Origin of the sequence: Citrobacter sp. Cpo089, assembly GCF_030332695.1 — a bacterium.
Lineage (GTDB): Bacteria > Pseudomonadota > Gammaproteobacteria > Enterobacterales > Enterobacteriaceae > Citrobacter > Citrobacter portucalensis.
This window is the reverse complement of sequence record NZ_JAOWHJ010000002.1, coordinates 71,887-97,923: the sequence shown is the minus strand read 5'-3', so window position 1 is coordinate 97,923 and position 26,037 is coordinate 71,887. Positions and strand designations below refer to the sequence as shown.

The following is a 26,037-nucleotide window of genomic DNA, read 5'->3' as shown; positions in this document are numbered from 1 at the left end:
TGCATCACAGGCCTTACGCCATCACTCTTTATTCAAGAATTTCACTGCTTTGTCGGGAAAGTCGGTGAACAGCCCGTCAACGCCCGCCTTGTTATAAAGAATGTCATACAGCTGGTTTACGTCAGTGGTGTAATCCGGCAGTTGATCGGCGCGAACGGTATAAGGATGCACCACCATCTTACTCTGATGTGCGTCCTGCACCATGCCAGTTAACGAGATATTGCCCTTCTTCGACTTCTCATCAATCAGCATGTGGTAGTCCGGCCCAATGCCGTCCGCATACTGCGCAACCTGCTTCATGGCACCCGGTTTAAACATCCAGTCGTAGTTGTAATTCACCCAACTGCCGTCCGGCTTTTTCTCCTGGGTTTCATTCCAGTCAGTGTACGCAATCAACTGTACCAGATTGAGATCCATCCCCATCTTCGGTTCCAGTTCATTTTTAATGCGCTTCAACTCTGCAACATCAAAACACTGTAGATAGACCTTGTCGTTCTTGTCGGTATACCCGTACTTTTTCAGTACTTCCAGTGTTTTAGCCGCAATGTCCTTCCCTTCCTGGTGATGGAACCACGGTGCTTTCATTTCCGGGTAAATACCGATGTTTTTACCGGTGGAATGATTTAATCCCTGAACAAACTCAATCTCTTCTTCGAACGTGTGCACGCGGAAATCAGATTTACCCATCGGGAAGCGCCCTGGGTAGGTCTGGACCTTTTTGCCATTTTCGATATCGAAGCCTTCGGTAAATTTCAGCGATTTAATTTCATCCAGCGTAAAGTCGATGGCGTAGTAACGCCCATCTTTACGCGCACGATCCGGAAAACGCTCGGCAACATCGGTGACGCGGTCAAGATAGTGGTCATGCAGGACGACCAGATGGTCATCCTTGGTCATAACCAAATCCTGCTCCAGATAATCCGCACCCTGGGCATAGGCCATCGCTTTTGCTGGCAGCGTATGCTCCGGCAGATAACCGCTGGCGCCACGATGCGCAATCACGATTTTATCTGCGGCAACCGCTGCACTGCTGACCACCATACCTGCGAGCATCAGCGCCACGCTGAAGCTTTTCAATGTGGTTTTCATCTATTAGCCCCCGTTACGCTTCAGTTCCATCTCTTCGTGATGGCGTTTTTCGCCAATCATGACGACTACCAGCAGAATAACCGCCAGCACGCTACCGCCAATCATCACCATAAAGCCGCCGTCCCAACCGAAGAAGTCAACGGTGTAACCAACAATGGCGCTCGCGGCCACAGAACCACCGAGATAACCGAACAGACCGGTAAAGCCAGCCGCCGTTCCCGCCGCTTTTTTCGGTGCCAGTTCCAGCGCGTGCAGACCAATCAACATTACCGGGCCGTAGATCAGGAAGCCGATGATGATCATACAAGCCATATCCACGTTCGGGTTGCCTGCCGGGTTCATCCAGTAAACGATGGTTGCAATAGTTACCAGCGTCATAAAGAACACGCCGGTCGCACCACGGTTACCACGGAAGACTTTATCCGACATCCAGCCGCACAGCAGCGTGCCCGGAATACCCGCATACTCATACAGGAAGTAGGCCCAGGATGACTTGTCCAGTGCGAAATGCTTCACTTCTTTCAGGTAGGTCGGTGACCAGTCCAGGATGCCGTAACGCAGCAGATAAACAAACACGTTAGCGATAGCGATGTACCACAACAGTTTGTTCGGCAGTACGTACTGCATGAAGATCTGCTTCGCAGTCAGCTCTTCTTCCGCTTTCTCGGTGTAATCGTCCGGATAGTCGTTCTTATACTCTTCGATAGGCGGCAGACCACAGGACTGCGGCGTATCACGCATCAGGGCAAAAGCAATCAGCGCGACGACGATCGCACCGAAAGCAGGCATATACAGCGCCGCTTTCCAGTCATTGAACCAGGCCATACCCAGCAGGAACAACAGCGGAGGCAGACCGCCACCCACGTTGTGCGCACAGTTCCAGACGGAAACAATTCCTCCACGCTCTTTCTGCGACCACCAGTGCACCATAGTACGGCCACACGGCGGCCAGCCCATCCCCTGGAACCATCCGCAGAGGAACAGCAGCACAAACATAATAGCAATACTCGATGTCGCCCACGGCACAAAGCCCATGAACAGCATCACTGCGGCGGCCAGAATCAGACCGGCTGGCAGGAAAACGCGCGGATTCGAGCGATCCGAAATGGACCCCATGATGAATTTCGAAAATCCGTAAGCAATGGAGATACCGGACAACGCAAAACCCAGATCGCCACGCGAGAAACCTTGCTCAACCAGATACGGCATCGCAAGGGCAAAGTTCTTACGTACCAGATAGTACGCGGCATAACCAAAGAAAATCCCCAGAAAAATCTGCCAACGTAATCGACGATATGTCGGGTCGATCTCCGCTGCAGGTAAACGCGCCGTGTGTGACGCTGGTTTAAAAATGCTCAACATAGTGTAGCCTCCGTGGCCGTCTTTCATTCGAAGTAAACACTGCAGTTCGTCATTACTACCCTACCGCTCCCAGTGTGGCCGCGATGTTAAGGAAAGATACATAACAAAAATGTGAAACGCAGCACATATTGTTACAGATTTATGACAAATGTTCATAAAGGCGCACGAAATCACGTTTCATTTTCGAATAATGAGCGATTATGCGCGAAATCAAACAATCCATGTTTTTTATGTGGCTAAATGATAAAAAACGAACTGTGAGGAAAAACAATGAAAACTCGCGACTCGCAAACAAGTGACGTGATTATCATTGGTGGAGGAGCAACAGGTGCAGGGATCGCACGTGACTGTGCGCTGCGCGGGTTGCGCGTCATCTTAGTGGAACGCCACGATATCGCCACAGGTGCGACCGGGCGCAACCACGGTCTGCTGCACAGCGGTGCACGCTACGCCGTCACCGACGCTGAATCTGCCCGTGAGTGCATCAGCGAAAACCAAATTCTGAAACGTATCGCCCGCCATTGCGTTGAGCCAACGGACGGTCTGTTTATCACCCTGCCGGAGGATGAGCTGTCCTTCCAGTCCACCTTTATTCGCGCCTGTGAAGAGGCAGGGATTCGCGCAGAAGCGATTGACCCTCAGCAGGCACGTATTATCGAACCTTCTGTGAATCCACAACTGATTGGTGCAGTAAAAGTACCAGACGGCACGGTCGATCCTTTCCGCTTAACAGCAGCTAACATGCTGGATGCGCGTGAGCATGGCGCGGTTATCTTAACGGCGCATGAAGTGACGGGACTGATCCGCGAAGGCGCAACGGTTTGCGGCGTTAACGTGCGCAATCATCTGACAGGCGAAATGCAGTCCCTGCATGCACCGGTTGTCGTCAACGCCGCTGGGATCTGGGGTCAACGCATTGCGGAATATGCCGATCTGAGCATCCGTATGTTCCCGGCCAAAGGTTCGTTGCTGATTATGGATCATCGCATTAACCAGCATGTCATTAACCGCTGCCGTAAGCCATCTGACGCCGATATTCTGGTGCCTGGCGATACCATTTCACTGATCGGTACCACCTCACAGCACATTGATTACGACGATATCGACAGCAACCGCGTCACCGCAGAAGAGGTCGATATTCTGCTGCGTGAAGGCGAGAAGCTGGCGCCGATTATGGCGAAAACGCGCATTTTACGCGCCTACTCTGGCGTACGCCCGCTGGTGGCTAGCGACGACGACCCAAGCGGTCGTAACGTCAGCCGTGGGATTGTACTGTTCGATCACGCTGAACGTGACGGACTGGACGGATTTATCACCATTACCGGCGGCAAACTGATGACCTACCGCCTGATGGCGGAATGGGCCACCGATGCCGTTTGTCGTAAGCTGGGCAATACCCAGCCTTGCACAACGGCAGACACCGCGCTGCCTGGCTCACAGGAATCTACCGAGCATACGCTTAAACGCGTGATCTCATTGCCTGCGCCACTGCGCGGCTCGGCGGTCTACCGTCACGGCGATCGCACCCCTGCGTGGCTTAGCGAAGGCCGTCAGCACCGCAGTCTGGTCTGCGAATGCGAAGCAGTCACCGCAGGCGAAGTGCAATACGCCGTCGAGAATTTAACCGTCAACAGCCTGCTCGATTTGCGTCGCCGTACCCGTGTTGGAATGGGGACCTGCCAGGGCGAATTGTGTGCCTGCCGCGCCGCAGGTTTACTGCAACGTTTTAATGTCACTACCGCAGCGCAGTCCATTACCCAGCTTTCCGACTTCCTCAATGAACGCTGGAAAGGCGTGCAGCCTATCGCCTGGGGAGATGCGCTGCGCGAAAGCGAATTCACGCGCTGGGTTTATCAAGGGTTGTGTGGTCTGGAAAAGGAGCACCAGGATGAAATTTGATACCGTCATTATCGGCGGCGGCCTCGCCGGACTGCTATGTGGCCTGCAACTGCAAAAAAGCGGACTGCGCTGCACGATTGTTACCCGCGGCCAAAGCGCCCTGCATTTTTCCTCCGGCTCACTGGATTTGCTCAGCAGCTTACCCGATGGTCAACCGGTGACGGATATAGAAGCGGGTTTGAATGCGCTGCGCACTCAGGCACCCACACATCCGTATAGCACCATCGGAACGCAGAACGTTCTGGAACTGGCCCAGCAGGCGCAAAATTTACTGGATGAATGCGGAACGCATTTGCAGGGCAAAGTGCATCAGGCGCATCAACGTGTTACCCCGCTGGGCACCCTGCGCTCAACCTGGTTAAGTTCCCCGGAAGTGCCGGTCTGGCCGCTGTCCGCGCAGCGTATCTGCGTTGTAGGGATTAGCGGGTTACTGGATTTTCAGGCGCATCTCGCCGCAGCGTCATTACGCCAACGCAATCTCAGCGTCGAGACGGCAGAAATCGAGCTGCCGGAGCTGGATGTCCTGCGTGATAACCCAACCGAGTTTCGCGCCGTTAATATTGCGCGCCTGCTGGATAACGAAGATAAATGGTCGCTGCTCTATGACGCATTGCTGCCAATGGCAAAAACCTGCGACATGATAATCATGCCGGCATGCTTTGGTCTGGCCGATGAGCGGCTCTGGCAGTGGCTTAACGAGCGCCTCCCCTGCTCGCTGACACTGTTACCGACCCTACCACCTTCGGTGCTGGGCATGCGTTTGCACAACAAATTACAGCGCCAGTTTGTGCGCCAGGGCGGTGTGTGGATGCCGGGTGATGAAGTGAAAAAAATCACCTGTCAGGATGGCGTGGTCAGCGAAATCTGGACCCGAAATCATGCCGATATCCCCTTGCGGCCACGTTTCGCCGTGCTCGCCAGCGGCAGCTTCTTCAGCAGCGGGCTGGTCGCCACGCGTGAGGCAATCCACGAACCAATCCTGGGACTTGATGTACAGCAAACAGCTACCCGCGCCGAGTGGTATCAGCGTGATGTTTTCGATCCACAACCGTGGCAACAGTTTGGCGTAACAACCGATACCGCATTGCGTCCATCACTGGCGGGAAAAACGATAGAGAACATGTATGCCATCGGTTCCGTCCTCGGCGGATTCGACCCTATCGCCCAGGGTTGCGGAGGCGGCGTGTGCGCAGTTAGCGCCTTACATGCCGCGCATCATATTGCGAAACGTGCAGGAGGACAGCAATGAGCGACACACGTTTTGAAAGTTGTATCAAATGTACGGTGTGCACCACCGCCTGCCCGGTAAGCCGCGTCAATCCGAGCTACCCGGGCCCTAAGCAGGCCGGCCCGGACGGTGAACGTCTGCGCCTGAAAGATGGCGCGCTATATGACGACGCGCTGAAATACTGCATCAACTGTAAACGCTGCGAAGTGGCCTGTCCGTCAGACGTGAAAATCGGCGATATCATCCAGCGCGCGCGTGCCAAATACGACACGACGCGCCCATCGTTGCGTAACTTTGTCTTAAGCCATACAGATTTAATGGGTAGCGTATCCACCCCCTTCGCCCCAATAGTGAATACCGCCACCTCATTAAAACCGGTGCGTCAATTGCTGGATTACGCGTTAAAAATCGATCATCGCCGTACGCTGCCGAAGTACTCCTTTGGCACCTTCCGCCGCTGGTATCGTAGCGTTGCCGCACAGCAGGCGCAGTATCAGGATCAGGTCGCCTTTTTCCACGGCTGTTTTGTGAATTACAACCATCCCCAGCTCGGCAATGACCTGATTAAGGTGTTGAATGCGATGGGAACCGGCGTGCAACTGCTGAGTAAAGAGAAATGCTGCGGCGTGCCGCTGATTGCCAACGGTTTTACCGATAAAGCGCGTAAGCAGGCAGTAAGCAACGTGGCCTCACTCAGAGAGGCAATTGATGGCAAAGGCATTCCGGTGATTGCCACCTCATCAACCTGTACCTTTGCGCTACGTGATGAATATCCGGAAGTGCTGGATGTCGACAACTCAGGCCTGCGTGAACACATTGAACTGGCAACCCGCTGGCTATGGCGCAAGCTGGATGAAGGTAAAACGCTGCCGCTGAAAACGCTGCCGCTGAAGGTGGTCTATCACACGCCATGTCACATGGAGAAAATGGGCTGGACGCTCTATACGCTGGAGCTACTGCGACAAATTCCAGGGCTGGAGCTGACGGTGCTGGATTCTCAGTGTTGCGGGATTGCCGGGACTTACGGCTTTAAAAAGGAAAACTATCCGACTTCACAGTCTATCGGCGCACCGTTATTCCGCCAGATTGAAGAAAGCGGCGCTGATATCGTCGTCACCGACTGCGAAACCTGTAAATGGCAGATTGAGATGTCAACAAGCAAGCGCTGCGAACATCCTATCACCCTGCTTGCCAAAGCGTTGGGTTAACTCTGTTGCCCGGTAGCATTTGCTACCGGGCATTTTTGCGTAGCCCGTTCCGCTTAATTGAATACGTTGCAGTCGGGCGTATTTATCTCTGATTCATCCACGCAAAGAACCCATTTCCCACATGCAGTGCATATTAAAAGTAGATACCGTCACGCCATCTTCTCTTTCTGGTGACGGACTACCATGGCTAAATCCACTACATCTACACCGCATGATGCCGTTTTTAAAAAGATAATGTCTTACCCTGAGATGGCTCGGGATTTTCTGGATATACACCTTCCCATCGCATTACGTGAGATATGTGATTTACAAACGCTGAAGCTGGAGTCCACCAGTTTTATCGAACAGGATCTCCGCGCATACTACTCCGACGTAGTGTGGTCACTAAAAACCCGCGAAGGCCTGGGCTATATCTATTGTGTTATTGAACATCAGAGTACCGCGGTACCGCACATGGCATTTCGCCTGATGCGATATGCCACCTCGGCGATGCAGCATCATCTTGATGCCGGCAATAAAACGCTGCCGCTGGTGATCCCCATGTTGTTTTATCACGGCCAACAAAGTCCTTATCCCTGGTCACTAAACTGGCTGGATGAATTTGACAATCCACAGCTGGCACGACAGCTTTATTCAGAAGCCTTTCCGCTGGTCGACCTTACCGTAATACCTGACGATGAAATCGCGCAGCATCGTGGGGTTGCGCTGCTTGAGTTGATGCAAAAACATATCCGCGATCGTGATTTAATGGGGTTAGTGGATCGACTGGTCTCGCTATTAGTTACAAGCACGGCTAATGACAGCCAGCTACAAACGCTATTTAATTACCTGCTACGGTACGGCGACGTTTCTCGCGCCAGCGAGTTTATCCGCGAAGTTGCCGAACGAACCCCCCAGCACAAGGAGAAGCTGATGACAATTGCAGAGAGGCTCAGGCAGGAAGGCCACCAAAATGGACTGCAAGAAGGGATACAGCAAGGGTTAGAACAAGGGGTGCAAAAAGGTACGCAAGAAGAAGCCTTACGTATCGCTCACATAATGCTGGAACAAGGTATTGATCGTGATTTAGTTCAGTTAATTACCGGGCTATTGCCTGGCGATACCACCGCATGAGCCAGATTGGGAAGGCATTTAGCCTTCCCAATCAATAATTAAATCGTCAACGACTCAACCATTTCGATCCAGCCGTGTTCGCTAGCGATATCCTGATTGTTAAGCCAGCGGCGCAGCATATTTAGCGCCATCATCGCGCACACTTCCTGACGAATCGCCAGACTGTAGCGATTTGCATTCAGCCGTACGCGCAAGGCGTGTGTCCCATCAGGCGTGGCCAGCGCAAAGTTAATATGTTCGTTTTCGAAAGCCGATATCGCGAGTGCCAATCCAGCATAATGCTTGCTGCGTCGCTCGGTTATCCAATGCGCCGTTTGTGCCAGCGTTTCTTCCTGGGGCGGAACCACTTCACTCGCCAATAACGGAGCATTCGCACGAGAAAGCTGCAATGCCACCAGACCACCGGTGAATTGTTCGCTCAGCGTCAGGCTGTATTGCCGTTCTTGCAACGTGCGGGCGATTTGCGCGGGTAAGCCTTCCGTACCTTCAAAAATCATGTTCTGCCCGGCAACCCGCTTAACTTCTGGCCACAGCGCCAGCATCGCTTCCCGTTGGGAATCCGGACCGGTCAGCTTCAGCTCAATAATCGGCATTGAGGAGCGATAGCCCATTGTTACTCCCGGAGGCAACGGGAGCGGATCCAGGCTCTGCGCCAGGTCGCTTTCAGAACGGCCAAAGGTGGTTAATCGCAGGCATAACGGGGGTTGAGCCAAAGAGAAACGCTCACGCAAACGAGGCAGGATCTCATGCTCCACCATGACTTTGAATTCTGACGGTACACCCGGTGTAAAGAACATCAGGCAGCGGTTAAGCTTCAGGGCGAACCCACACGCGGTACCCACCGGATTATTGATAAACTCAGCGCTGGCTGGGAGTTCAGCCTGTTTGCGGTTGCTTGGCGCCATCACGCGGCCACGATCGCGGAAATATCGCTCCATCTCGGCCAGCCATGCTTCATGCAACACCAGCCCTTCGTCTTTTGCCGTTGCCGCTGCCAGCGCGCTCAAATCATCGCTGGTAGGTCCCAGACCGCCATTAACGATCAGTACATCGGCGTGTTCGCTACGCTCACGCAAAATGGCGACCAAATCGTTAAGATTGTCACCTACCGTGTTGCGGCGTGTTAGCGGTAAACCCTGATTAAAGAAAAAATCGGCCAGCCAGGCGGCATTAGTGTCGACGATTTGTCCGTGCAACACTTCATCCCCTGTGGATAGCATCTCCACGTTTAACATCGTGTTCTCCTGCTTTTATGATGAAAACACTATAACGCATGGAGGGGGGAAGGCGCGACTGAACGCCGCGCCAGAAATGTTAGAAGCTGGCGTTAACCCCAACGTACGGGCCATCAGCAATCGCGTTATCACGGTTGCCGTCTTTGCCTGCCAGGTTTAGGTAACGATAACCGGCTTCGATGCTCAGCGGACGCATAATGGTCAGACGCGCACCGGCATTCGCTTCTTCATAGCTGTCGATACCGCTGGAAAGTGAATCAGGAGAGTAATAATACTCACCAAACAGACGGAAGCTATCGCCAATCGGCCATTGTAAACCACCACCGACAGCGGCAGCATAGCCTTCATCGCCATCATTTGGATTGGTATAAACACCTTTACCACCAACGGTCGCCATCAGCGGCCCCAGTGGGATATTCAGACCTAAACCCAGCCCGGCAACATCACCGTCGTCATCGTTATGCATCCAGTTACCGCTGACAGCCAGACCGGTGGTCTCAGTGCCCATACCGAATCCCAGGTTGGTGTAGTCTTCACCAGCCTGGCCGCTGATGCTAATCGCGTTCGCCGACGCGGAAACAAACAACATTCCGGCGAAACCCAACAGTAAACTTTTTTTCATTTTCTATCCTTTCCAGCAAGAATCAAAACATAGCCCCAAAACCGATGAATTGTACTGTCAGATGACGAGGAATCAATGAGCTAAAAAAGCGATGCAATGACATATTGTAACTAAATACTACTCACAAGATTTGTTAAAGGTTAAATTCTTGTGCCAATTACACAGATGGACGTCCCAGAACGTCATTTTCAACAAACATCCTGATTTCCCTGCCAAAGCGCTCTTAATTGCCGATGAAACATTTTTTCTGCCGCCAGCAAAAGGTAAGATGAGCACATGATGGAATTTTTCTATACCTCCCCCACAAGGACTCGAATGATGCGCCAAAGAACGATTGTTTGCCCATTAATTCAAAACGATGGCTGTTATTTACTCTGCAAAATGGCTGATGACCGCGGTGTGTTTCCCGGTCAGTGGGCGCTTTCCGGTGGCGGTGTTGAACCGGGTGAACGTATTGAAGAAGCTCTGCGCCGTGAAGTGAGGGAAGAGCTGGGCGAACAACTGGTGTTATCAGAAATTACCCCCTGGACCTTCAGTGATGATATTCGCACTAAAACCTATGCTGATGGCAGTCAGGAAGAGATTTACATGATTTATCTCATCTTCGATTGTGTGGCGGCGAATCGTGAAGTGAAGATTAACGAAGAGTTCCAGGCATTCGCCTGGGTTAAACCGGAAGATCTCGGTGCCTACGATTAAAATATCGCCACGCGTAAAACGTTAACCTTGAAAGGGTTACTGTAGGTTATCATTTTAATAACGGCATATAATTAACATTCCGAATAGCGGCATTGTACTCATAAACTTATAGCAAACAGCAATGCCGCAAAAACTGAAAAAATAATTTAATTTCATCAAGATAAATAAAAATCACCTCTATTTATCCGTCTATCCCAAACCTTAAACTCTTAAGGATAAATTAACCTTCAGTCATTAACCTTTGTAGCCTGATCAAATAATTAACGACGCCCCTGTTTATCACTAAAAATAAAGCTTTGGTGGCGTTAAATGGCTTGAAGGAATAATGATGTCTGACTTTTTGCCTTTCTCTCGCCCGGCAATGGGTGCTGAAGAACTTGCCGCAGTGAAGGCAGTTCTGGACTCTGGGTGGATAACCACCGGCCCGAAAAATCAACAGCTGGAAGAAGCCTTCTGTCAGCTCACAGGAAATCAACACGCCGTCGCCATCTGCTCCGCCACGGCGGGTATGCACATCACGCTGATGGCATTGGGCGTAAGCGCAGGCGACGAGGTCATAACGCCGTCGATGACGTGGGTTTCTACCCTCAACATGATTGTCCTGCTGGGGGCAACGCCCGTCATGATCGACGTCGACCGCGATACGCTTATGATCACACCTGAGCAAATTGAAGCCGCTATCACCCCACGAACCAAAGCCATTGTTCCGGTACATTACGCTGGCGCTCCCGCCGACCTCGACGCGATTTATGCCATTGGCGAGCGTTATGGCATCCCGGTAATAGAAGATGCAGCCCATGCCGTAGGGACATTGTATAAGGGCCGTCATGTCGGTGCTCGCGGTACGGCAATCTTCTCGTTTCACGCTATTAAAAATATCACCTGTGCGGAAGGTGGACTGATCGTTACCGACGACAGCCAGCTCGCTCAGCGGCTTCGCAGCCTGAAGTTTCACGGTCTGGGCGTTGATGCTTTTGATCGACAAACCTACGGCCGGGCACCACAAGCCGAAGTGCTTGCACCTGGATACAAATACAACCTGACGGATATCAATGCCGCTATTGCGCTGGTACAGCTGAATAAGCTGGAGCAACTGAACTCACGCCGGGCGCAAATTGCCCAGCTCTATCAACAAGCGCTGGCTGATACGCCATTTCAACCGCTGGGCCTGCCCCAATGGTCGCACGTTCATGCCTGGCACTTATTCATCATTCGAGTTGACGAAACGCGCTGCGGGCTGAGCAGAGATGCCCTGATGGAAGCGCTGAAGACCAAAGATATCGGCACCGGTCTGCATTTTCGTGCGGCCCATACGCAAAAATATTATCGCGAACGCTTCACTACCCTTTCGCTCCCAAATACTGAATGGAACAGCGCGCGCATCTGCTCGCTGCCGTTATTCCCAGACATGACTGAAGCGGATACCCAGCGGGTCATTACGGCGCTTCGCGAGATCGCAGGACAATAACCATGTTTGAAGCCACACCGATTAAAAAAGTCTCGGTGGTCATTCCCGTTTTTAATGAACAGGAAAGCCTGCCAGAGTTAATCAGACGCACCAGCGCCACCTGCGAGAAATTGGGCAAAGACTATGAAATTCTGCTCATCGACGACGGCAGCAGCGACCGTTCCGCTCAGTTGATGATGGACGCCTCTCAGGCACCGAACAGCCATATTGTCTCTATTTTACTGAATCGTAATTACGGACAGCACTCGGCGATTATGGCCGGTTTCAGCCATGTCACCGGAGACTTGATCATCACACTGGATGCCGATTTGCAAAACCCGCCGGAGGAGATCCCACGGTTGGTCGCCACCGCAGATGAAGGCTTCGATGTGGTAGGCACGGTACGCCAGAACCGTCAGGACAGCGTATTTCGTAAGACCGCCTCACGAATGATCAACCATCTGATACAGCGCACCACCGGTAAAGCAATGGGTGATTACGGCTGCATGCTACGCGCCTATCGCCGTCACATCGTCGATGCCATGCTGCATTGCCAGGAGCGCAGCACCTTTATCCCTATTCTGGCCAACATTTTTGCCCGTCGCGCCACGGAGATCCCGGTACATCATGCAGAGCGTGAATTTGGTGACTCCAAATACAGCTTCATGCGTCTGATCAACCTGATGTATGACCTGGTAACTTGCCTTACCACAACACCGCTTCGCATGCTGAGCCTGTTGGGCAGCGTGATCGCCGCCACGGGCTTTACCTTATCAGTCCTGCTTGTTGTTCTGCGCCTGACGCTCGGCCCGCAGTGGGCAGCGGAAGGGGTATTCATGCTGTTTGCCGTCCTGTTTACCTTTATCGGCGCACAGTTTATTGGCATGGGTTTACTCGGCGAATATATCGGTCGCATCTATAACGATGTCCGCGCCCGCCCCCGCTATTTTGTTCAACACGTTATTCGCCCACAAACCACGCAGTCAACCGAGGAAAACCGCGCATGAAAGCCGTCGTATTTGCCTATCACGATATGGGATGTCAGGGTGTCCAGGCCTTGTTGGATGCAGGTTATGAAATCGCTACCATTTTTACGCACACAGACAATCCGGGTGAAAAAGCGTTTTTTGGATCTGTTTCCCGCCTCGCGGCCAGCGCCGGTATTCCGGTTTACGCCCCCGACGAGGTTAATCATCCCCTGTGGGTTGAGCGCATTAGCCAACTGGCGCCGGATGTTATCTTCTCATTCTACTATCGCCATTTACTGAGTGATGAGATCCTCAGTCTTGCCCCTAAGGGCGCATTTAATCTGCACGGCTCGCTGCTGCCGAAATACCGTGGTCGCGCCCCGCTGAACTGGGTATTGGTCAATGGCGAAACCGAAACCGGCGTCACGCTTCACCGCATGGTCAAACGCGCGGATGCCGGTGCCATTGTTGCCCAGCAGCGCGTTGCTATTTCATCAGATGATGTGGCGTTAACGCTGCACCATAAGCTGTGCCAGGCAGCGCGTCACCTGCTGGAAGAGGCGCTGCCCGCGATTAAAACGGGAGATTATGCAGAACTCCCCCAACAGGAAGCAGAGGCTACCTGTTTTAGTCGCCGTACGCCGGAAGATAGCTTCCTCGACTGGAACAAACCAGCCGCAGAGTTACATAACCAGGTTCGTGCCGTCAGCGATCCATGGCCGGGCGCATTTAGCTATGTTGGCACGCAAAAGTTCACCGTCTGGTCATCGCGCGTTTGCACAAACGACATTGCGGCCCAGCCGGGCACCGTCATCTCCGTGTCTCCTTTACTGATCGCCTGTGTCGATGGTGCACTGGAGATTATTACCGGACAAGCTGGCGATGGTATTGCAATGCAGGGTTCACAACTGGCGCAAGTTCTGGGTCTGGTGCCAGGTTCTCGCCTGAACAGCCAGTCAGTGACCACCAGCAAACGCCGTACTCGCGTACTGATCCTCGGCGTTAACGGCTTCATTGGTAACCATCTGACCGAGCGCCTGCTGCAAGAAGATAATTACGAAGTGTATGGACTCGATATTGGCAGCGACGCCATTGGGCGTTTCCTGCAACATCCGCGATTCCATTTCGTCGAAGGTGATATCAGCATTCACTCCGAATGGATTGAATATCATGTGAAAAAATGCGACGTTGTGCTGCCGCTGGTGGCGATCGCAACGCCTATCGAATATACCCGCAACCCGCTGCGCGTATTTGAGCTCGATTTTGAAGAAAACCTGAAAATCATTCGTTACTGCGTGAAATACCGCAAGCGCATCATTTTCCCGTCAACCTCCGAAGTCTACGGCATGTGTACCGACAAAGTCTTTGATGAAGACAGTTCGAATCTGATCGTCGGTCCGGTCAATAAACCACGCTGGATCTACTCCGTATCCAAGCAGTTACTGGACCGTGTTATCTGGGCGTACGGCGAAAAAGAGGGATTGCGCTTCACCCTGTTCCGCCCGTTTAACTGGATGGGACCGCGTCTGGACAGCCTAAACGCCGCGCGTATCGGCAGCTCACGCGCCATTACACAGCTGATCCTCAACCTCGTGGAAGGTTCACCGATTAAGCTGATTGAAGGCGGTAAGCAAAAACGCTGCTTTACCGACATTCGTGATGGTATCGAAGCTCTGTACCGCATCATTGAAAACGAAGGCGGCCGCTGTGACGGTGAGATTATCAACATCGGTAATCCGCAGAACGAAGCAAGTATTCAGGAACTGGCAGAAATGCTGCTTTCCTGCTTTGAAAAACATCCGTTGCGTAACCACTTCCCGCCGTTTGCCGGTTTCCGTGACGTCGAAAGCAGCAGCTACTACGGTAAAGGTTATCAAGACGTTGAGCATCGTAAGCCTAACATTCGCAATGCAAAACGCTGCCTGAACTGGGAACCGACCATTGAGATGCAGGAAACGGTAGAAGAGACGCTGGACTTCTTCTTACGCAGTGTGGATATCACGGAACACACATCATGACCAAAGTAGGCTTGCGCATTGATGTCGATACATTCAGGGGGACGCGCGAAGGCGTGCCCCGCCTGCTGGAGACATTAAACCGACATAACGTTCGGGCAAGTTTTTTCTTTAGCGTTGGGCCTGACAACATGGGGCGCCATCTCTGGCGTCTTGTGAAGCCGCAATTTCTGTGGAAAATGCTGCGTTCAAACGCAGCATCGCTCTACGGATGGGATATTTTATTGGCTGGAACCGCATGGCCGGGAAAAGAGATCGGCCAGGCCAACGCGGCAATCATTGCACAAACCGCCCAGATTCATGAAACTGGTTTGCATGCCTGGGATCATCACGCCTGGCAGGCGCGAAGCGGAAACTGGAATGACAAACAGCTGATTGATGATATTTCGCAAGGTATCACCGCACTTGAAGCCATCATCGGTCAGCCAGTCACCTGCTCTGCCGTTGCCGGATGGCGTGCCGACAACCGTGTCGTCCATGCCAAAGAAGCATTCCATCTGCGTTATAACAGTGACTGTCGGGGAACATCGTTATTTCGTCCGGTGCTGGAATCCGGGAAAACGGGGACGCCACAAATTCCCGTCACCCTACCAACATGGGATGAAGTGGTTGGTCAGGAGGTCCAGGCGGTGGACTTCAACTCCTATATTCTCTCCCACATCCAGATGAGCAGAGGAACACCGGTGTACACCATTCATGCGGAAGTTGAAGGCATCGCCTTTCATCAGAATTTTGACGAGCTGCTTACTCGCGCCGCGGACATGGGGATGACATTCTGCCCGCTTGGCGAGCTGTTACCTGACGACATCAGTACACTGCCGTTAGGACAGATCGTACGTGGAAAAATACCCGGCAGAGAGGGATGGCTCGGCTGCCAACAACCGTTGAGTGTGACACAATGAAATCTGCTGCCCGCTACACTCTGGCATTTATCGCTTTAATCGCACTGTATTTTATTTTACCTATCAACAGCCGTATGCTCTGGCAGCCTGATGAAACGCGCTATGCTGAAATCAGCCGGGAAATGCTCAACTCTGGTGACTGGATCGTTCCACACTTTTTAGGGCTGCGTTATTTTGAAAAACCAATTGCCGGATACTGGTTGAACAGCATCGGACAATGGTTGTTTGGCGCCAATAATTTTGGCGTCAGAGCGGGGGCTATTTTTGCCACTTTGATGACGGCGCTACTGGTAGCCTGGCTTGCCATGCGACTGTGGCAGGATAAGCGTACCGCCGTACTCTCCTCCGCTATCTTTTTAACGTTTTTTTCGGTTTACAGCATCGGCACCTACGCGGTACTTGATCCCATCATTGCGCTTTGGCTGATGGCGGGCATGTGCTGTTTTTGGGAAGGCATGCAGGCCACCACCAGAACACGCAAAATCATCGCTTTTTTGCTGCTTGGTCTGACCTGCGGTATGGGTGTAATGACCAAAGGTTTTCTGGCACTCGCCGTCCCTGTGCTTAGCGTATTACCATGGGTTTTTGCACAAAAGCGTTGGAAAGACCTCATTCTCTACGGTCTGCTGGCGGTGATCGGCTGCATCGCGATCGTACTACCGTGGGGTATAGCGATTGCGCAACGCGAGCCGGATTTCTGGCATTACTTCTTCTGGGTTGAACATATTCAGCGCTTTGCGCAGGATGATGCCCAGCATAAGGCTCCTATCTGGTACTACATCCCGATATTTGTGGCAGGCACATTACCGTGGCTCGGGCTACTCCCCGGCGCGCTGCGTACGGGCTGGCGTGAGCGGGATGTTCCGCGCAGTGCTCTGTACCTGTTAAGCTGGATTATTATGCCAATCCTGTTTTTCAGCATCGCGAAAGGAAAACTGCCGACCTATATTCTTTCCTGCTTCGCGCCGCTGGCGATATTAACGGCGCGCTTCGGCCTGCAGGCTGCGGAAAAAGGCTCGACCGCGCTGCGCGTGAATGGTTGGATCAACGTGCTGTTCGGCATCGTCGGCATCGTCGCCACGTTTATTGTTTCCACGCTGGGTCCATTGAAGACGCCAGTCTGGTCGCATATCGAAACGTATAAGGTTTTTTGTGCCTGGGGCATCTTTATCATCTGGACGCTTTTTGGCTGGTATACGCTAAATAACCGCGAGAAGAACTGGAAATTCGCAGCACTATGCCCATTAGGGCTGGCGCTGTTATTTGGCTTCTCCATTCCTGACCGGGTGATGGAATCTAAACAGCCGCAGTTTTTTGTCGAGATGACCAAAGAATCGCTGGAGCCGAGCCGTTATATTCTCACCGACAGCGTTGGCGTCGCTGCGGGACTGGCCTGGAGCCTGAAGCGCGACGACATCATGATGTACGGACAAACGGGCGAGTTAAAATATGGCCTCAACTACCCGGATGCCCAGGGTCGCTTTGTCAGCCGGGAAGGCTTTGCCGACTGGTTAGCGCAACATCGACAGCAAGGAAACATTACGCTCGTGCTCTCGATTGATAAGAATGAAGATATTAATCAACTTGCCATCCCTCCCGCTGACTACATTGATAATCAGGGGCGTCTGGTCCTGATTCAGTATCGGCCCAAATGATCTGGATAGCCTTAGTCCTCGCCAGCCTGCTCAGCGTCTGCGGCCAGCTATGCCAGAAGCAGGCGACCCGACCGGTGTCTGTTCGTGCGCGAAAACGCTACATTACGCAATGGATTGGGCTTGCTCTGGCAAGCCTCGGCCTGGCCATGCTGCTATGGCTGGCAGTTTTACAAAACATTCCTGTCGGTATTGCCTATCCCATGCTGAGCCTTAACTTTGTCTGGGTTACTCTCGCCGCATGGAAAATCTGGCGCGAACCCGTAACAACCCGCCACTGGCTGGGCGTTGGGCTGATCATTACCGGCATATTTATTCTTGGGAGTGCAGTGTAATGGGCGTATTTTGGGGATTATGTAGCGTGATGATCACCTCTATCGCCCAGTTGAGCCTCGGCTTTGCGATGGATAATCTGCCGCCAATGCTGCAGCCGCTGGCGTTCATCTCTGCCGTATTCTCTGTCAGTATCGGAGCGTTTGCTTTATATGCCGGATTGACAGGGTATTTACTGTCAGTGATTTGCTGGCATAAAGCCCTACACCAACTTGCGCTGAGCAAAGCCTATGCCCTACTCAGCCTGAGCTATGTGCTGGTGTGGGTTGCCTCAATGATCCTGCCCGGCTGGCAGGGAACATTTTCAGTGAAAGCGCTGGCAGGGGTACTGTGCATCATGGCAGGGCTAATGACGATTTTTCTGCCTTCACGCAAACACCAACCCTGAGATTACTTATCTTCAGACTGTCGTAACAGACGTTCCCATTCATCACAGATGTACTGTCTGGCATCAATTACCTTAATGACCCGGGATTTATCGCGGTTAATACAATACTGTGCATCCTTCAGCGGTGAAAGGAGATCGCCGGGCTTAACCCGCTCGGAAGATTGCGCCTCAGCAAGCATCTTTAGCGAACCACCGCTATCGCAAAGTACGATATAGAGCCTCCCTGCTTTTTTGTGACAGCAAGACTTCTTCACATGCCATTCCATAGCGCACCTTTTGTTAATAAATTTCACAATAGGTTACACTTTAGCAGATAAACAAAAGGACAATCGCTGCTGAATGACAAAAACGAGAAATACTATTAATGTTTTCTTAATGTTAATGATGAAGTACTTACCCAATCCAATAACGCACGGCGCGAAATTTTAATTCCTCCAGCTTTGAGCTCGGGCGGCAATGTTAGCCAACATACCGGCTGCTGAAAGCGGGCCAGCTTATCTTTTACCCACACTGCGAGATTAGTTTCTCCAGCATTAGCGTCATACTCAATGACCGCCACCGGGCGATGGCCAAACTCTTTGTCTTCTATCGGCACAATAAAGGCTTGTAGAACATGCGGATGCGCTGCAATCACGCGTTCCACTTCTTCCGGCTGTATACCTTCCCCGCCGCTAAAAAACAGATTATCCATACGACCGACAATCGTTAACTTGCCGTCCTTTAGCATGCCGCGATCGCGGGTTGCAAACCAGCCTTCCGCGTTCACTAAAGGAATAAGCTGTCCGTTACGCCAGTAACCTTGCGCCATGCTGGCAGCCCGTAACCAGACTTCATCATCAACGATTCTGACTTCTCTGCCTGCCAGAGGGGAACCCACATCTGCCAGACCATCCGCCTCTTTCGCACAGACCGTAGAAGCAAACTCCGTTAATCCGTAACCGCACCAGCAACGAATCCCTTGCTCGCGCGCTTGCTCCGTCAATTCAACAGGAATTGCAGCGCCACCCAGCAGTACCGCTTTGAGCGTGACTGGCGTGTTGTTGACCAGCAAGCGCCACAGCTGCGTGGGCACCAGTGAAGCGTGGGTACATCCAGCCAGCATTTGCTCCAGCGGCTGCTTGTCGCGCACGGTCATTCGCGCTCCGGCGAACAACCAGCGCCACAAAATACCCTGGCCGGAAACATGAAACAGCGGCAGCGAGAGCAGCCAGTCATCCTCAGCACCAAACGGCATTAATGACAGGACGCCCTGCGCGCTTGCCAGATGCGCCTGACAGGTATGAACAGCCGCTTTTGGCAATCCGGTAGAACCTGAAGTTAACGTCATCGTGCTCAAACGTTCAGGCAACCACGCTGCGGCGTGATCGCCTGGCAATGGCTGCATCTGCAACGGGCTGAGTTCCGGAAGTGCGATAGCGGCCTCCAGATCCAGCGCAAAACGTAGCGTTAAGTCCGGGATCAGCGCATCAAGCAGCGGCTGAGGCAACTGTGGGTTCACAGGTAAAACTCGTGCCCCACATTGCAGCAGCGCGAGCCAGGCCAGCAAAGCGCGCGGATGATTCCACGCGCGAAGCAGAACACCATCGCCCTCTTCCACGCCCTGAGCGGCAAAACCGCAGGCCAGCTGATCTACACGTGTGCAGAGATCGCTCCAGCTTAATACCTCATCGTTGAGGCGTAAGGCTGGCACCTTCGCACGAACCTGTCGCCAGTGACGCCACGGCCAGTCACCCGGTTGTACCAAGCCCGATAAGCTCACGCTATCGGACCTTTCCTGCTGGGTCATAGCGGACGTTCCAGCGCATCAACGTCGATACACGGCAACGTGCTACCCGGCCAGGTGCGAACCTGCTGGCACTGCATCAGGCTCAGGGTATCCAGACCCGGAATGGTCTGCGGCGTTAACCATGCGGCAATTCGCGCCAGCTGGGTTAAGCCCAGACTCGACTCGATTGACGAACTGATAACGGCAGTAAGACCAAGCGCATGTGCCGCAGCCACCTGTTCACGGACTTTATCGAGACTGCCGGTCAGCGTAGGTTTGATAACAACGGCCTTGACGCCTTCTTCGGCTTCGAAGGTGAAATCCGCTTCACGCAGGCTTTCATCCCAGGCGATGGCAATGCCGGTTTCACGCGCGAAGGCACGGGAGTCGTCGCGGGTTTTGCACGGTTCTTCGAGGAAGGCAATGCGTCCGCGATACTCCGGATTAACGTATTTCGCGAACTGCTGAGCTTTCAACGGCGTCCAGGCCCGGTTGGCGTCAAGTCGCAAATGCAGCTCCGGGATCGCCTCAAGCAGCAGATTGGCTACCATGCCGTCGCGGACCGCTTCATACAGACCGACCTTGATCTTCGCCACTTTTTCGCCCGGCATATCCGCCAGTTGTAGCACCAGATCGTCAGGATCGCCCGTGCACAGCGGCGCAGCACGATAGTCCGCGTCCTGTGGCAATACGCCAGTCAGTTCGGCCAGCGCACAGCTTACGCCAAAGGCGACCGAAGGCAGTTGCGGTAAGGAGTCATCCCCTTGCAGCCAGCCTTTCACCCAGGCCAGCAGCTCGGTTTGCGCCTCTTCCCAGCTTTCCTGACTGAAGCCCGGCAGCGGGGAGATCTCTCCCCACCCTTCGCTCTCACCGTCACGAAGACAAACGTACAACCCGTCACGCGTTTTTAACCGCCTGTCGCGCAGAATCACCCCCGCGTCCATGGGGATCTGCCAGCGGTATACCTGCGCGCTACGCATTACGGATTCCGTTTGAATTTGCTGAAATCAGGCTGACGTTTTTGGTTAAAGGCGTTACGGCCTTCCTGACCTTCTTCCGTCATGTAGAACAGCATAGTGGCGTTACCTGCCAGCTCCTGCAGACCAGCCTGACCATCACAGTCGGCGTTCAGTGCGGCTTTCAGGCAGCGCAGCGCCATTGGGCTGTTTTGCAGCATTTCACGGCACCAGCGTACGGTCTCTTTTTCCAGATCCGCCAGCGGAACCACGGTGTTGACCAGACCCATATCCAGCGCCTGTTTCGCATCGTACTGACGGCAAAGGAACCAAATTTCACGCGCTTTCTTCTGACCGACGATGCGCGCCATGTAGGAAGCGCCCCAACCGCCGTCAAAGGAACCGACTTTCGGGCCGGTCTGACCGAAAATAGCGTTTTCAGCCGCAATGGTCAGGTCACACATCATGTGCAGTACATGGCCACCGCCAATGGAGAAACCTGCAACCATCGCTACTACCGGTTTCGGACAGGTACGAATCTGGCGCTGGAAGTCCAGTACGTTCAGGTGATGCACACCGGAGTCATCCTGGTATCCGCCGTAGTCACCACGCACTTTCTGATCGCCGCCTGCGCAGAACGCTTTGTCGCCAGCACCAGTCAGAATAATGACGCCGATGTTGTCATCATAGCGAGCATCCGCCAGCGCCTGGATCATCTCTTTCACGGTGACCGGACGGAAAGCATTGCGTACCTGCGGACGATTAATGGTGATTTTTGCGATACCATCGGTGGATTTCTCGTAAAGAATGTCGGTATAGCCTTCAGAGCAATCGTGCCATTCTACCGGTGCGTAAAGCATTGTTTCATCAGGATAGATCATAAAATGTCCTATAGTCAGCGACGCAGAATCTGAGCCAGACAGTCCACTACGCCCGCGGGGTTGTCCCGATGCGCGTTGTGTCCGGCATTACGAATCACATGGTTTGGTACTGATATTTCCGCCGCCAGAGCGCGGAATTTATCGTCACGTTCACCACATAAATAATAAAACGGAAATGTGCGCATCGTGAGTTGCGCACGTAAATCAGGTTGTACGGCAAGCGAGGTGGCCTCCAGCATTGCCGCCAGCGTTTGCCCATTATTCTGGCTACGCAGAGCGACCAGCGCCTCTCTTTGTGCCGCGTTCAGCGAGGAAAAAACGGGCTGTTGATACCAGTCATTAAACACCTCACGTAGCGGCTCTGCGCGAAAACGCGCAGCCCAGCGGCCATCCGAGAGACGACGCTGAACGCGCGCTTCTTCGCTTTGCAAGCCGGGATGTCCACCCTCAACCACCAGACCACAAAGCCCTGGCATCTCCTGACTGGCCGCCATCATCGCGACTCTGCTGCCAAGAGAGTATCCCACCAGCCAGTAGTTAAGTATGTTGTAACTAAGTAGAGTATTACGCAGCAAAACGCTGACATCATCGAACCCGCTCACGCTGATGTCAGCGGAGCCACCGTGTCCCGGCAGGTCGATGTATAGCCGCGAATAATCCTGAAACGCTTCGCCGACCGTCTGCCATTCCTGGCAATCACCAGAGAAACCGTGCAGGAAAACCAGCCAGGGAAACCCCGTCTGCCCCTCTTTCGCCTGCGCATGCAGGATCATAGGTGACTTACCTTCGCCAGCAGTTGCTGCAAGGTTTGCGCCCCGTCAGTTTCGTTCACCACCAGCTCAATCACCGTGGCCGCAGGTGTACGCCACGCGGTAGTCAACGCGCTCTCCAGCTGCTCCCAGTTTTCCGGGCGCTGGTATTTAAGGTTAAACATGGCGGCAGCATGCTCGAAATGTACGTTCTGCGGCATCAGATAGAACCGTTCGCGTTCGCTGGCTGGCGTCGGCAGCAGGGAAAAAATCTGCCCGCCGTTATTATTGACCACTATCAGGACAAACGGTGCAGAAACCTGGCGCAATAACGCCAGCGCATTCAGGTCATACAATGCAGATAAATCGCCAACAATCGCCAGCGTCGATTTCGCGCTGGCACGCTGTACACCAGCTGCCGTTGACAGCAGGCCGTCAATACCGCTCGCGCCACGGTTGCTATAGACCGGGTAACCAGCCGGAAGCTGCGACAGCGCATCAATCAGGCGCACCACCAGACTGTTACCCACGAACAGCTGGCCCTGCTCCGGCAAGTAGTCGCGGATACGGTGGGCTAGTTGCGCTTCACCAAACGCCTCGCGACGGGCTTCTACCGCCTGCCAGGCCTGTTGCGCCAGACGAGGGATCTCAATACACCAGGGCTGACGTTTCTCCGCCGGATGTAGCTCCAGCCAGTCGCCAACTTTCGCTACCAACCTGCGGCCGCGATGATGGGCCGGATCGAGGCGGCCTTCGATATTATCGACAATCCAGTATTCCTGCGGATCGCAGCTGGCCTGCCATTGCAGCAGACGTTTTCCGGTCAGGCTGCTACCAAGCTGCACCACAATCTGCGCCTGCTGCAATTCAGCTACAGCTTTCGCATTTCCCAGCCACAGGTCGGCGCACGGCAGCGGTTGTCCGGTTTGCGACAGAACATCGCCAATCAGCGGCCAGCCTAATGTCTGCGCCCACTGCGCAACCTTCTTACCTTCTTCCGCGCTCATGCGACCGGCAATGACTACGCCGCGTTTTTGTCGCCAGAAAAACCAGTCGCGCTGTTTGTCGCTTTCCAGCCGACGCGCTTCTCGCAGCCAGGGTTTATCGTCCTGCCACCAGTCGCCGAGGCGCTGCTGCCAGGCAATCCCCGTTTCGTCCATATCGCCATACAGCGGTTCCGCAAACGGGCAATTGATATGAACCGCCCCGCTATGCAGGGCAGCTAACGCATTATCAATAGTGGACACCAGCCAGCTTGCCGGAATGTCCTGAGTCGGACGCGGTAAAGAGAGCGTTTGCGATGGATGCGAGGCAAACATTCCGGCCTGACGAATCGCCTGGTTCGCGCCACAGTCGATAAGCTCTGGCGGTCGGTCTGCCGTAAGTAAAATCAGTTTTTCACCGGTCAGGCCCGCTTCAATCAACGCGGGATATAAATTCGCCACCGCGGTACCGGACGTCACAATCACGGCGACAGGCTGCCGGCTGACTTTTGCCAGACCTAAAGCCAGATGCCCAAGACCGCGCTCGTCAAAATGGGTGTGGTGGATGAATGCGGGGTTTTCCGCTGCCGCCAGCGTCAACGGTGTAGAACGAGAGCCAGGGGCAATGCAGACATGCCTGACGCCGTGGCGAGTGAGTGCTTCCAGAATGACCGCCGCCCAGCGTCGGTTAAATGCGCTTACTGACATGAGATTGTCCGGTATCAATATTGCGACACAGTATAGAGAATCGAATAAATGGATTTTTGATATGAATCGGAAATATACACGAAATCACTATCCTTCCATCTGTAATAAAGTACGTAACCCTGCCGCTTTATTGTCTATTTCTTGCCATTCCTGCTCAGGATCTGAGCCACGTACAATCCCTGCCCCGGCATACAGGCGTACCACGTTTGCGCTAATTTTCGCCGAACGCAATGACACACAAAACTCGCTTTGGCGCAAAGAAAGATAACCCGCTGAACCGGCATACCACTCGCGTTCAAAGGGTTCATTTTGTTGGATGAACTCACGCGCCAGCTCACGCGGAATACCGGCAACGGCCGCCGTTGGCTGGAGCTGCATCAGGCAAAGCGTATCGTCGGCCTGATTCAGTTCCGTCCAGATGCAACGGCGCAGGTGCTGCACTTTACGCAGCCTGAGCACCTGCGGTGGCAGCACATCGAGAGTTTGCGTACAGCCTTGTAGCCGCTGGCAAATATCTTCGACCACCAGCATATTCTCGCGCTGGTTTTTGTCATCTTTCATTAGCCAGTCGCCCAATTGCCAGGCCCGATGATCCTCAGGGTGATTGGCCACAGTTCCGGCCAGCGCCTCGGTGCGCAGCGCCGTATCACGTCGTCGATACAGACGTTCAGGAGAAGAGCCAAGAAAAGCGGTGTCGGCGGAGAATGCCATAAAGAAATGGTAGCAGTTCAGATTTAAGCGACGGCTGGAAGCCATCACGGCAGCGGCATTAACCGACTGAGAAAACTGTAAATCGGTCGCCCGCGCCAGCACGACCTTATCGAGGTCTTCTCCTGCGATCGTTTGAGTAGCGAGTTTTATCAGGTCTATCCAGCCAGCTTTCTCCGGCCAGTGCTGTTCTCCCGTCAAATTCAAACGCAATGCAGGGAGCGGTTTTACGGGAGCAAGCGATGAGATGAAGGCGATCGCTTGTGCAGCGTCTTCACGTAGCGACACGTCGCTATAGAGATGTAAGCGTAAGCTCGCCACTCCGGCGCAACGTCGCCACTCCAGCCGCGGCAGCAGTAAATTGCCACGCTGAGGCTCAAAGGCATTCAGGCCCCAGATGCGCAGGTCGGGATGATTATCATGCTGATGTAAAAATTGCTGGGCTGATTCCAGCGAGGAAAATGCGGCGACGGCCCCTAATACGGCGGCTTCTTCATCGCCGTTACGCTGCTGCCAGTAAAACTGGGGCCAGACGGGTTGACTGGCCAGCCATCCTAAAGCGTCAAACGCATCATTCAGTGGGAAAGGTATATCGTAAATACGAATTCCAGGTGCTGCTGGCATCTCTTGCGATAAATGACGCATCAGACTTTCCAGCGCAGTAGTGATTGAATGCACGCGGACCTCTCCCTGTTAAAAACCTCTCATTATACGGGGTACTGAGCAGAAAAAGCAGTACCCCCAGTTAGGGAGTACGTACAAATGCGATGACAGAACGGAATTTATCGCCGCGCTAACAATAATCCCATCACTAAACCGACTGTGGCGCCAACGCCGATTCCGCGCCAGGGTTTTTCGTGCACATAGTCATCCGCCCGACAAACGGCTTTTTTCGCACGGTAATAGTAGCTATCAGAAGCATGGCTGACGCGATTTCTCACCTCTTCTAACGCCCGCTCTGCCCGCGCTTTTAACTCAAGGTATTTTTGATCTGCTGGGTCGCCAGAAGAACGCAGCACCTCTTCCAGCGTTTCGCTTAATAATTCCAGATCATCATCGATACGTGATTCATAAGAATGAAAAGACATTATATTCTCCCTTTCTATTGACGTACCCGCTAACTATAG

General features: G+C 53.4%; 24 protein-coding genes. 12 read left to right on the top strand and 12 right to left on the bottom strand.

Annotated features, from left to right (window positions below; genetic code table 11):
- Window positions 1–21 precede the first annotated feature (21 nt).
- Together glpQ and glpT are read right to left on the bottom strand one after the other, a co-directional pair.
- Window positions 22–1,089, bottom strand: coding sequence for a glycerophosphodiester phosphodiesterase (gene glpQ, locus OGX92_RS00845; RefSeq protein ID WP_191222343.1), 1,068 nt, complete (start codon window positions 1,087–1,089; stop codon window positions 22–24).
- A gap of 3 nt (window positions 1,090–1,092) precedes the next feature.
- Complete coding sequence (glpT, locus tag OGX92_RS00840; RefSeq protein ID WP_003834677.1) at window positions 1,093–2,451, bottom strand: glycerol-3-phosphate transporter; 1,359 nt, start codon at window positions 2,449–2,451, stop codon at window positions 1,093–1,095.
- A gap of 270 nt (window positions 2,452–2,721) precedes the next feature.
- On the opposite strand from glpT, the gene glpA reads away from it, so the two are divergent.
- The 4 genes from glpA to OGX92_RS00820 all read left to right on the top strand — a co-directional run bounded on the left by glpA (window position 2,722) and on the right by OGX92_RS00820 (window position 7,899).
- On the top strand, window positions 2,722–4,350 hold the full coding sequence (glpA, locus tag OGX92_RS00835) for an anaerobic glycerol-3-phosphate dehydrogenase subunit A (protein ID WP_125112623.1): 1,629 nt from the start codon (window positions 2,722–2,724) through the stop codon (window positions 4,348–4,350).
- The gene (glpB, locus tag OGX92_RS00830; protein ID WP_003834683.1) at window positions 4,340–5,599 is read left to right on the top strand and encodes a glycerol-3-phosphate dehydrogenase subunit GlpB; all 1,260 of its coding nucleotides are present in this window, start codon (window positions 4,340–4,342) and stop codon (window positions 5,597–5,599) included. Before glpA ends, glpB begins: the two co-directional genes overlap by 11 nt.
- Window positions 5,596–6,786 carry an anaerobic glycerol-3-phosphate dehydrogenase subunit GlpC gene (gene glpC / locus OGX92_RS00825; RefSeq protein ID WP_286586125.1) on the top strand — a complete coding sequence of 397 codons (1,191 nt, stop codon included), beginning with the start codon at window positions 5,596–5,598 and terminating at the stop codon, window positions 6,784–6,786. The genes glpB and glpC overlap by 4 nt, the downstream gene beginning before the upstream one ends.
- Before the next feature lie 183 nt (window positions 6,787–6,969).
- On the top strand, window positions 6,970–7,899 hold the full coding sequence (locus OGX92_RS00820; protein WP_191222341.1) for an Rpn family recombination-promoting nuclease/putative transposase: 930 nt from the start codon (window positions 6,970–6,972) through the stop codon (window positions 7,897–7,899).
- 38 nt (window positions 7,900–7,937) lie between these two features.
- Here the strand turns inward: OGX92_RS00820 and OGX92_RS00815 are convergent, their stop codons facing one another.
- On the bottom strand, window positions 7,938–9,134 hold the full coding sequence (locus OGX92_RS00815) for a nicotinamide mononucleotide deamidase-related protein YfaY (protein ID WP_286586124.1): 1,197 nt from the start codon (window positions 9,132–9,134) through the stop codon (window positions 7,938–7,940).
- A 79-nt stretch (window positions 9,135–9,213) separates the two neighbouring features.
- A complete protein-coding gene (locus tag OGX92_RS00810; protein WP_181510638.1) occupies window positions 9,214–9,756 on the bottom strand; it encodes a YfaZ family protein in 543 nt (180 codons plus the stop codon).
- A gap of 318 nt (window positions 9,757–10,074) precedes the next feature.
- On the opposite strand from OGX92_RS00810, the gene nudI reads away from it, so the two are divergent.
- The 8 genes from nudI to arnF all read left to right on the top strand — a co-directional run bounded on the left by nudI (window position 10,075) and on the right by arnF (window position 18,160).
- Window positions 10,075–10,455 (top strand): nucleoside triphosphatase NudI, encoded by a 381-nt coding sequence (gene nudI, locus OGX92_RS00805; RefSeq protein ID WP_286586154.1) that lies wholly within the window; start codon window positions 10,075–10,077, stop codon window positions 10,453–10,455.
- Window positions 10,456–10,783: 328 nt separating this feature from the next.
- The gene (arnB, locus tag OGX92_RS00800) at window positions 10,784–11,923 is read left to right on the top strand and encodes a UDP-4-amino-4-deoxy-L-arabinose aminotransferase (RefSeq protein WP_286586123.1); all 1,140 of its coding nucleotides are present in this window, start codon (window positions 10,784–10,786) and stop codon (window positions 11,921–11,923) included.
- A gap of 2 nt (window positions 11,924–11,925) precedes the next feature.
- Complete coding sequence (gene arnC / locus OGX92_RS00795) at window positions 11,926–12,909, top strand: undecaprenyl-phosphate 4-deoxy-4-formamido-L-arabinose transferase (protein WP_193134236.1); 984 nt, start codon at window positions 11,926–11,928, stop codon at window positions 12,907–12,909.
- The gene (gene arnA, locus OGX92_RS00790; protein ID WP_286586122.1) at window positions 12,906–14,888 is read left to right on the top strand and encodes a bifunctional UDP-4-amino-4-deoxy-L-arabinose formyltransferase/UDP-glucuronic acid oxidase ArnA; all 1,983 of its coding nucleotides are present in this window, start codon (window positions 12,906–12,908) and stop codon (window positions 14,886–14,888) included. The genes arnC and arnA overlap by 4 nt, the downstream gene beginning before the upstream one ends.
- Window positions 14,885–15,787: a 4-deoxy-4-formamido-L-arabinose-phosphoundecaprenol deformylase gene (gene arnD, locus OGX92_RS00785; RefSeq protein ID WP_063940550.1), complete on the top strand. Its 903-nt coding sequence runs from the start codon at window positions 14,885–14,887 to the stop codon at window positions 15,785–15,787. The genes arnA and arnD overlap by 4 nt, the downstream gene beginning before the upstream one ends.
- Window positions 15,784–17,442 carry a lipid IV(A) 4-amino-4-deoxy-L-arabinosyltransferase gene (arnT, locus tag OGX92_RS00780; RefSeq protein ID WP_125112628.1) on the top strand — a complete coding sequence of 553 codons (1,659 nt, stop codon included), beginning with the start codon at window positions 15,784–15,786 and terminating at the stop codon, window positions 17,440–17,442. Before arnD ends, arnT begins: the two co-directional genes overlap by 4 nt.
- Window positions 17,439–17,774, top strand: coding sequence for a 4-amino-4-deoxy-L-arabinose-phosphoundecaprenol flippase subunit ArnE (gene arnE, locus OGX92_RS00775; protein WP_003834709.1), 336 nt, complete (start codon window positions 17,439–17,441; stop codon window positions 17,772–17,774). The genes arnT and arnE overlap by 4 nt, the downstream gene beginning before the upstream one ends.
- On the top strand, window positions 17,774–18,160 hold the full coding sequence (gene arnF / locus OGX92_RS00770; protein ID WP_003834713.1) for a 4-amino-4-deoxy-L-arabinose-phosphoundecaprenol flippase subunit ArnF: 387 nt from the start codon (window positions 17,774–17,776) through the stop codon (window positions 18,158–18,160). The genes arnE and arnF overlap by 1 nt, the downstream gene beginning before the upstream one ends.
- Before the next feature lie 2 nt (window positions 18,161–18,162).
- On the opposite strand, the gene pmrD is transcribed toward arnF, so the two are convergent.
- The 8 genes from pmrD to elaB form a co-directional block, all read right to left on the bottom strand.
- Window positions 18,163–18,426 carry a signal transduction protein PmrD gene (gene pmrD, locus OGX92_RS00765; RefSeq protein WP_286586121.1) on the bottom strand — a complete coding sequence of 88 codons (264 nt, stop codon included), beginning with the start codon at window positions 18,424–18,426 and terminating at the stop codon, window positions 18,163–18,165.
- A gap of 95 nt (window positions 18,427–18,521) precedes the next feature.
- Window positions 18,522–19,946, bottom strand: a complete 1,425-nt coding sequence (gene menE / locus OGX92_RS00760) for an o-succinylbenzoate--CoA ligase (RefSeq protein WP_063940554.1) — start codon at window positions 19,944–19,946, stop codon at window positions 18,522–18,524.
- Entirely contained in the window at window positions 19,943–20,905 is a 963-nt protein-coding gene (gene menC / locus OGX92_RS00755) for an o-succinylbenzoate synthase (protein ID WP_286586120.1), read from the bottom strand. The genes menE and menC overlap by 4 nt, the downstream gene beginning before the upstream one ends.
- The gene (gene menB / locus OGX92_RS00750) at window positions 20,905–21,762 is read right to left on the bottom strand and encodes a 1,4-dihydroxy-2-naphthoyl-CoA synthase (RefSeq protein ID WP_003027671.1); all 858 of its coding nucleotides are present in this window, start codon (window positions 21,760–21,762) and stop codon (window positions 20,905–20,907) included. The genes menC and menB overlap by 1 nt, the downstream gene beginning before the upstream one ends.
- Window positions 21,763–21,776: 14 nt before the next feature.
- Window positions 21,777–22,535, bottom strand: a complete 759-nt coding sequence (gene menH, locus OGX92_RS00745; protein WP_286586119.1) for a 2-succinyl-6-hydroxy-2,4-cyclohexadiene-1-carboxylate synthase — start codon at window positions 22,533–22,535, stop codon at window positions 21,777–21,779.
- Window positions 22,532–24,202 (bottom strand): 2-succinyl-5-enolpyruvyl-6-hydroxy-3-cyclohexene-1-carboxylic-acid synthase, encoded by a 1,671-nt coding sequence (gene menD / locus OGX92_RS00740; protein ID WP_286586118.1) that lies wholly within the window; start codon window positions 24,200–24,202, stop codon window positions 22,532–22,534. The genes menH and menD overlap by 4 nt, the downstream gene beginning before the upstream one ends.
- An 87-nt stretch (window positions 24,203–24,289) precedes the next feature.
- Window positions 24,290–25,588, bottom strand: a complete 1,299-nt coding sequence (gene menF, locus OGX92_RS00735; protein ID WP_057066387.1) for an isochorismate synthase MenF — start codon at window positions 25,586–25,588, stop codon at window positions 24,290–24,292.
- A gap of 104 nt (window positions 25,589–25,692) precedes the next feature.
- Window positions 25,693–25,998, bottom strand: a complete 306-nt coding sequence (gene elaB, locus OGX92_RS00730; protein ID WP_003027683.1) for a stress response protein ElaB — start codon at window positions 25,996–25,998, stop codon at window positions 25,693–25,695.
- Between the last annotated feature and the right edge of the window lie 39 nt (window positions 25,999–26,037).

Excerpts from the sequence above, each read along its gene's own strand:
- glpQ (WP_191222343.1), bottom strand. The coding sequence starts at position 1,089 with ATGAAAACCACATTGAAAAGCTTCAGCGTGGCGCTGATGCTCGCAGGT.
- glpT (WP_003834677.1), bottom strand. The coding sequence starts at position 2,451 with ATGTTGAGCATTTTTAAACCAGCGTCACACACGGCGCGTTTACCTGCA.
- glpA (WP_125112623.1), top strand. The coding sequence starts at position 2,722 with ATGAAAACTCGCGACTCGCAAACAAGTGACGTGATTATCATTGGTGGA.
- glpB (WP_003834683.1), top strand. The coding sequence starts at position 4,340 with ATGAAATTTGATACCGTCATTATCGGCGGCGGCCTCGCCGGACTGCTA.
- glpC (WP_286586125.1), top strand. The coding sequence starts at position 5,596 with ATGAGCGACACACGTTTTGAAAGTTGTATCAAATGTACGGTGTGCACC.
- OGX92_RS00820 (WP_191222341.1), top strand. The coding sequence starts at position 6,970 with ATGGCTAAATCCACTACATCTACACCGCATGATGCCGTTTTTAAAAAG.
- OGX92_RS00815 (WP_286586124.1), bottom strand. The coding sequence starts at position 9,134 with ATGTTAAACGTGGAGATGCTATCCACAGGGGATGAAGTGTTGCACGGA.
- OGX92_RS00810 (WP_181510638.1), bottom strand. The coding sequence starts at position 9,756 with ATGAAAAAAAGTTTACTGTTGGGTTTCGCCGGAATGTTGTTTGTTTCC.
- nudI (WP_286586154.1), top strand. The coding sequence starts at position 10,075 with ATGCGCCAAAGAACGATTGTTTGCCCATTAATTCAAAACGATGGCTGT.
- arnB (WP_286586123.1), top strand. The coding sequence starts at position 10,784 with ATGTCTGACTTTTTGCCTTTCTCTCGCCCGGCAATGGGTGCTGAAGAA.
- arnC (WP_193134236.1), top strand. The coding sequence starts at position 11,926 with ATGTTTGAAGCCACACCGATTAAAAAAGTCTCGGTGGTCATTCCCGTT.
- arnA (WP_286586122.1), top strand. The coding sequence starts at position 12,906 with ATGAAAGCCGTCGTATTTGCCTATCACGATATGGGATGTCAGGGTGTC.
- arnD (WP_063940550.1), top strand. The coding sequence starts at position 14,885 with ATGACCAAAGTAGGCTTGCGCATTGATGTCGATACATTCAGGGGGACG.
- arnT (WP_125112628.1), top strand. The coding sequence starts at position 15,784 with ATGAAATCTGCTGCCCGCTACACTCTGGCATTTATCGCTTTAATCGCA.
- arnE (WP_003834709.1), top strand. The coding sequence starts at position 17,439 with ATGATCTGGATAGCCTTAGTCCTCGCCAGCCTGCTCAGCGTCTGCGGC.
- arnF (WP_003834713.1), top strand. The coding sequence starts at position 17,774 with ATGGGCGTATTTTGGGGATTATGTAGCGTGATGATCACCTCTATCGCC.
- pmrD (WP_286586121.1), bottom strand. The coding sequence starts at position 18,426 with ATGGAATGGCATGTGAAGAAGTCTTGCTGTCACAAAAAAGCAGGGAGG.
- menE (WP_063940554.1), bottom strand. The coding sequence starts at position 19,946 with ATGACCCAGCAGGAAAGGTCCGATAGCGTGAGCTTATCGGGCTTGGTA.
- menC (WP_286586120.1), bottom strand. The coding sequence starts at position 20,905 with ATGCGTAGCGCGCAGGTATACCGCTGGCAGATCCCCATGGACGCGGGG.
- menB (WP_003027671.1), bottom strand. The coding sequence starts at position 21,762 with ATGATCTATCCTGATGAAACAATGCTTTACGCACCGGTAGAATGGCAC.
- menH (WP_286586119.1), bottom strand. The coding sequence starts at position 22,535 with ATGATCCTGCATGCGCAGGCGAAAGAGGGGCAGACGGGGTTTCCCTGG.
- menD (WP_286586118.1), bottom strand. The coding sequence starts at position 24,202 with ATGTCAGTAAGCGCATTTAACCGACGCTGGGCGGCGGTCATTCTGGAA.
- elaB (WP_003027683.1), bottom strand. The coding sequence starts at position 25,998 with ATGTCTTTTCATTCTTATGAATCACGTATCGATGATGATCTGGAATTA.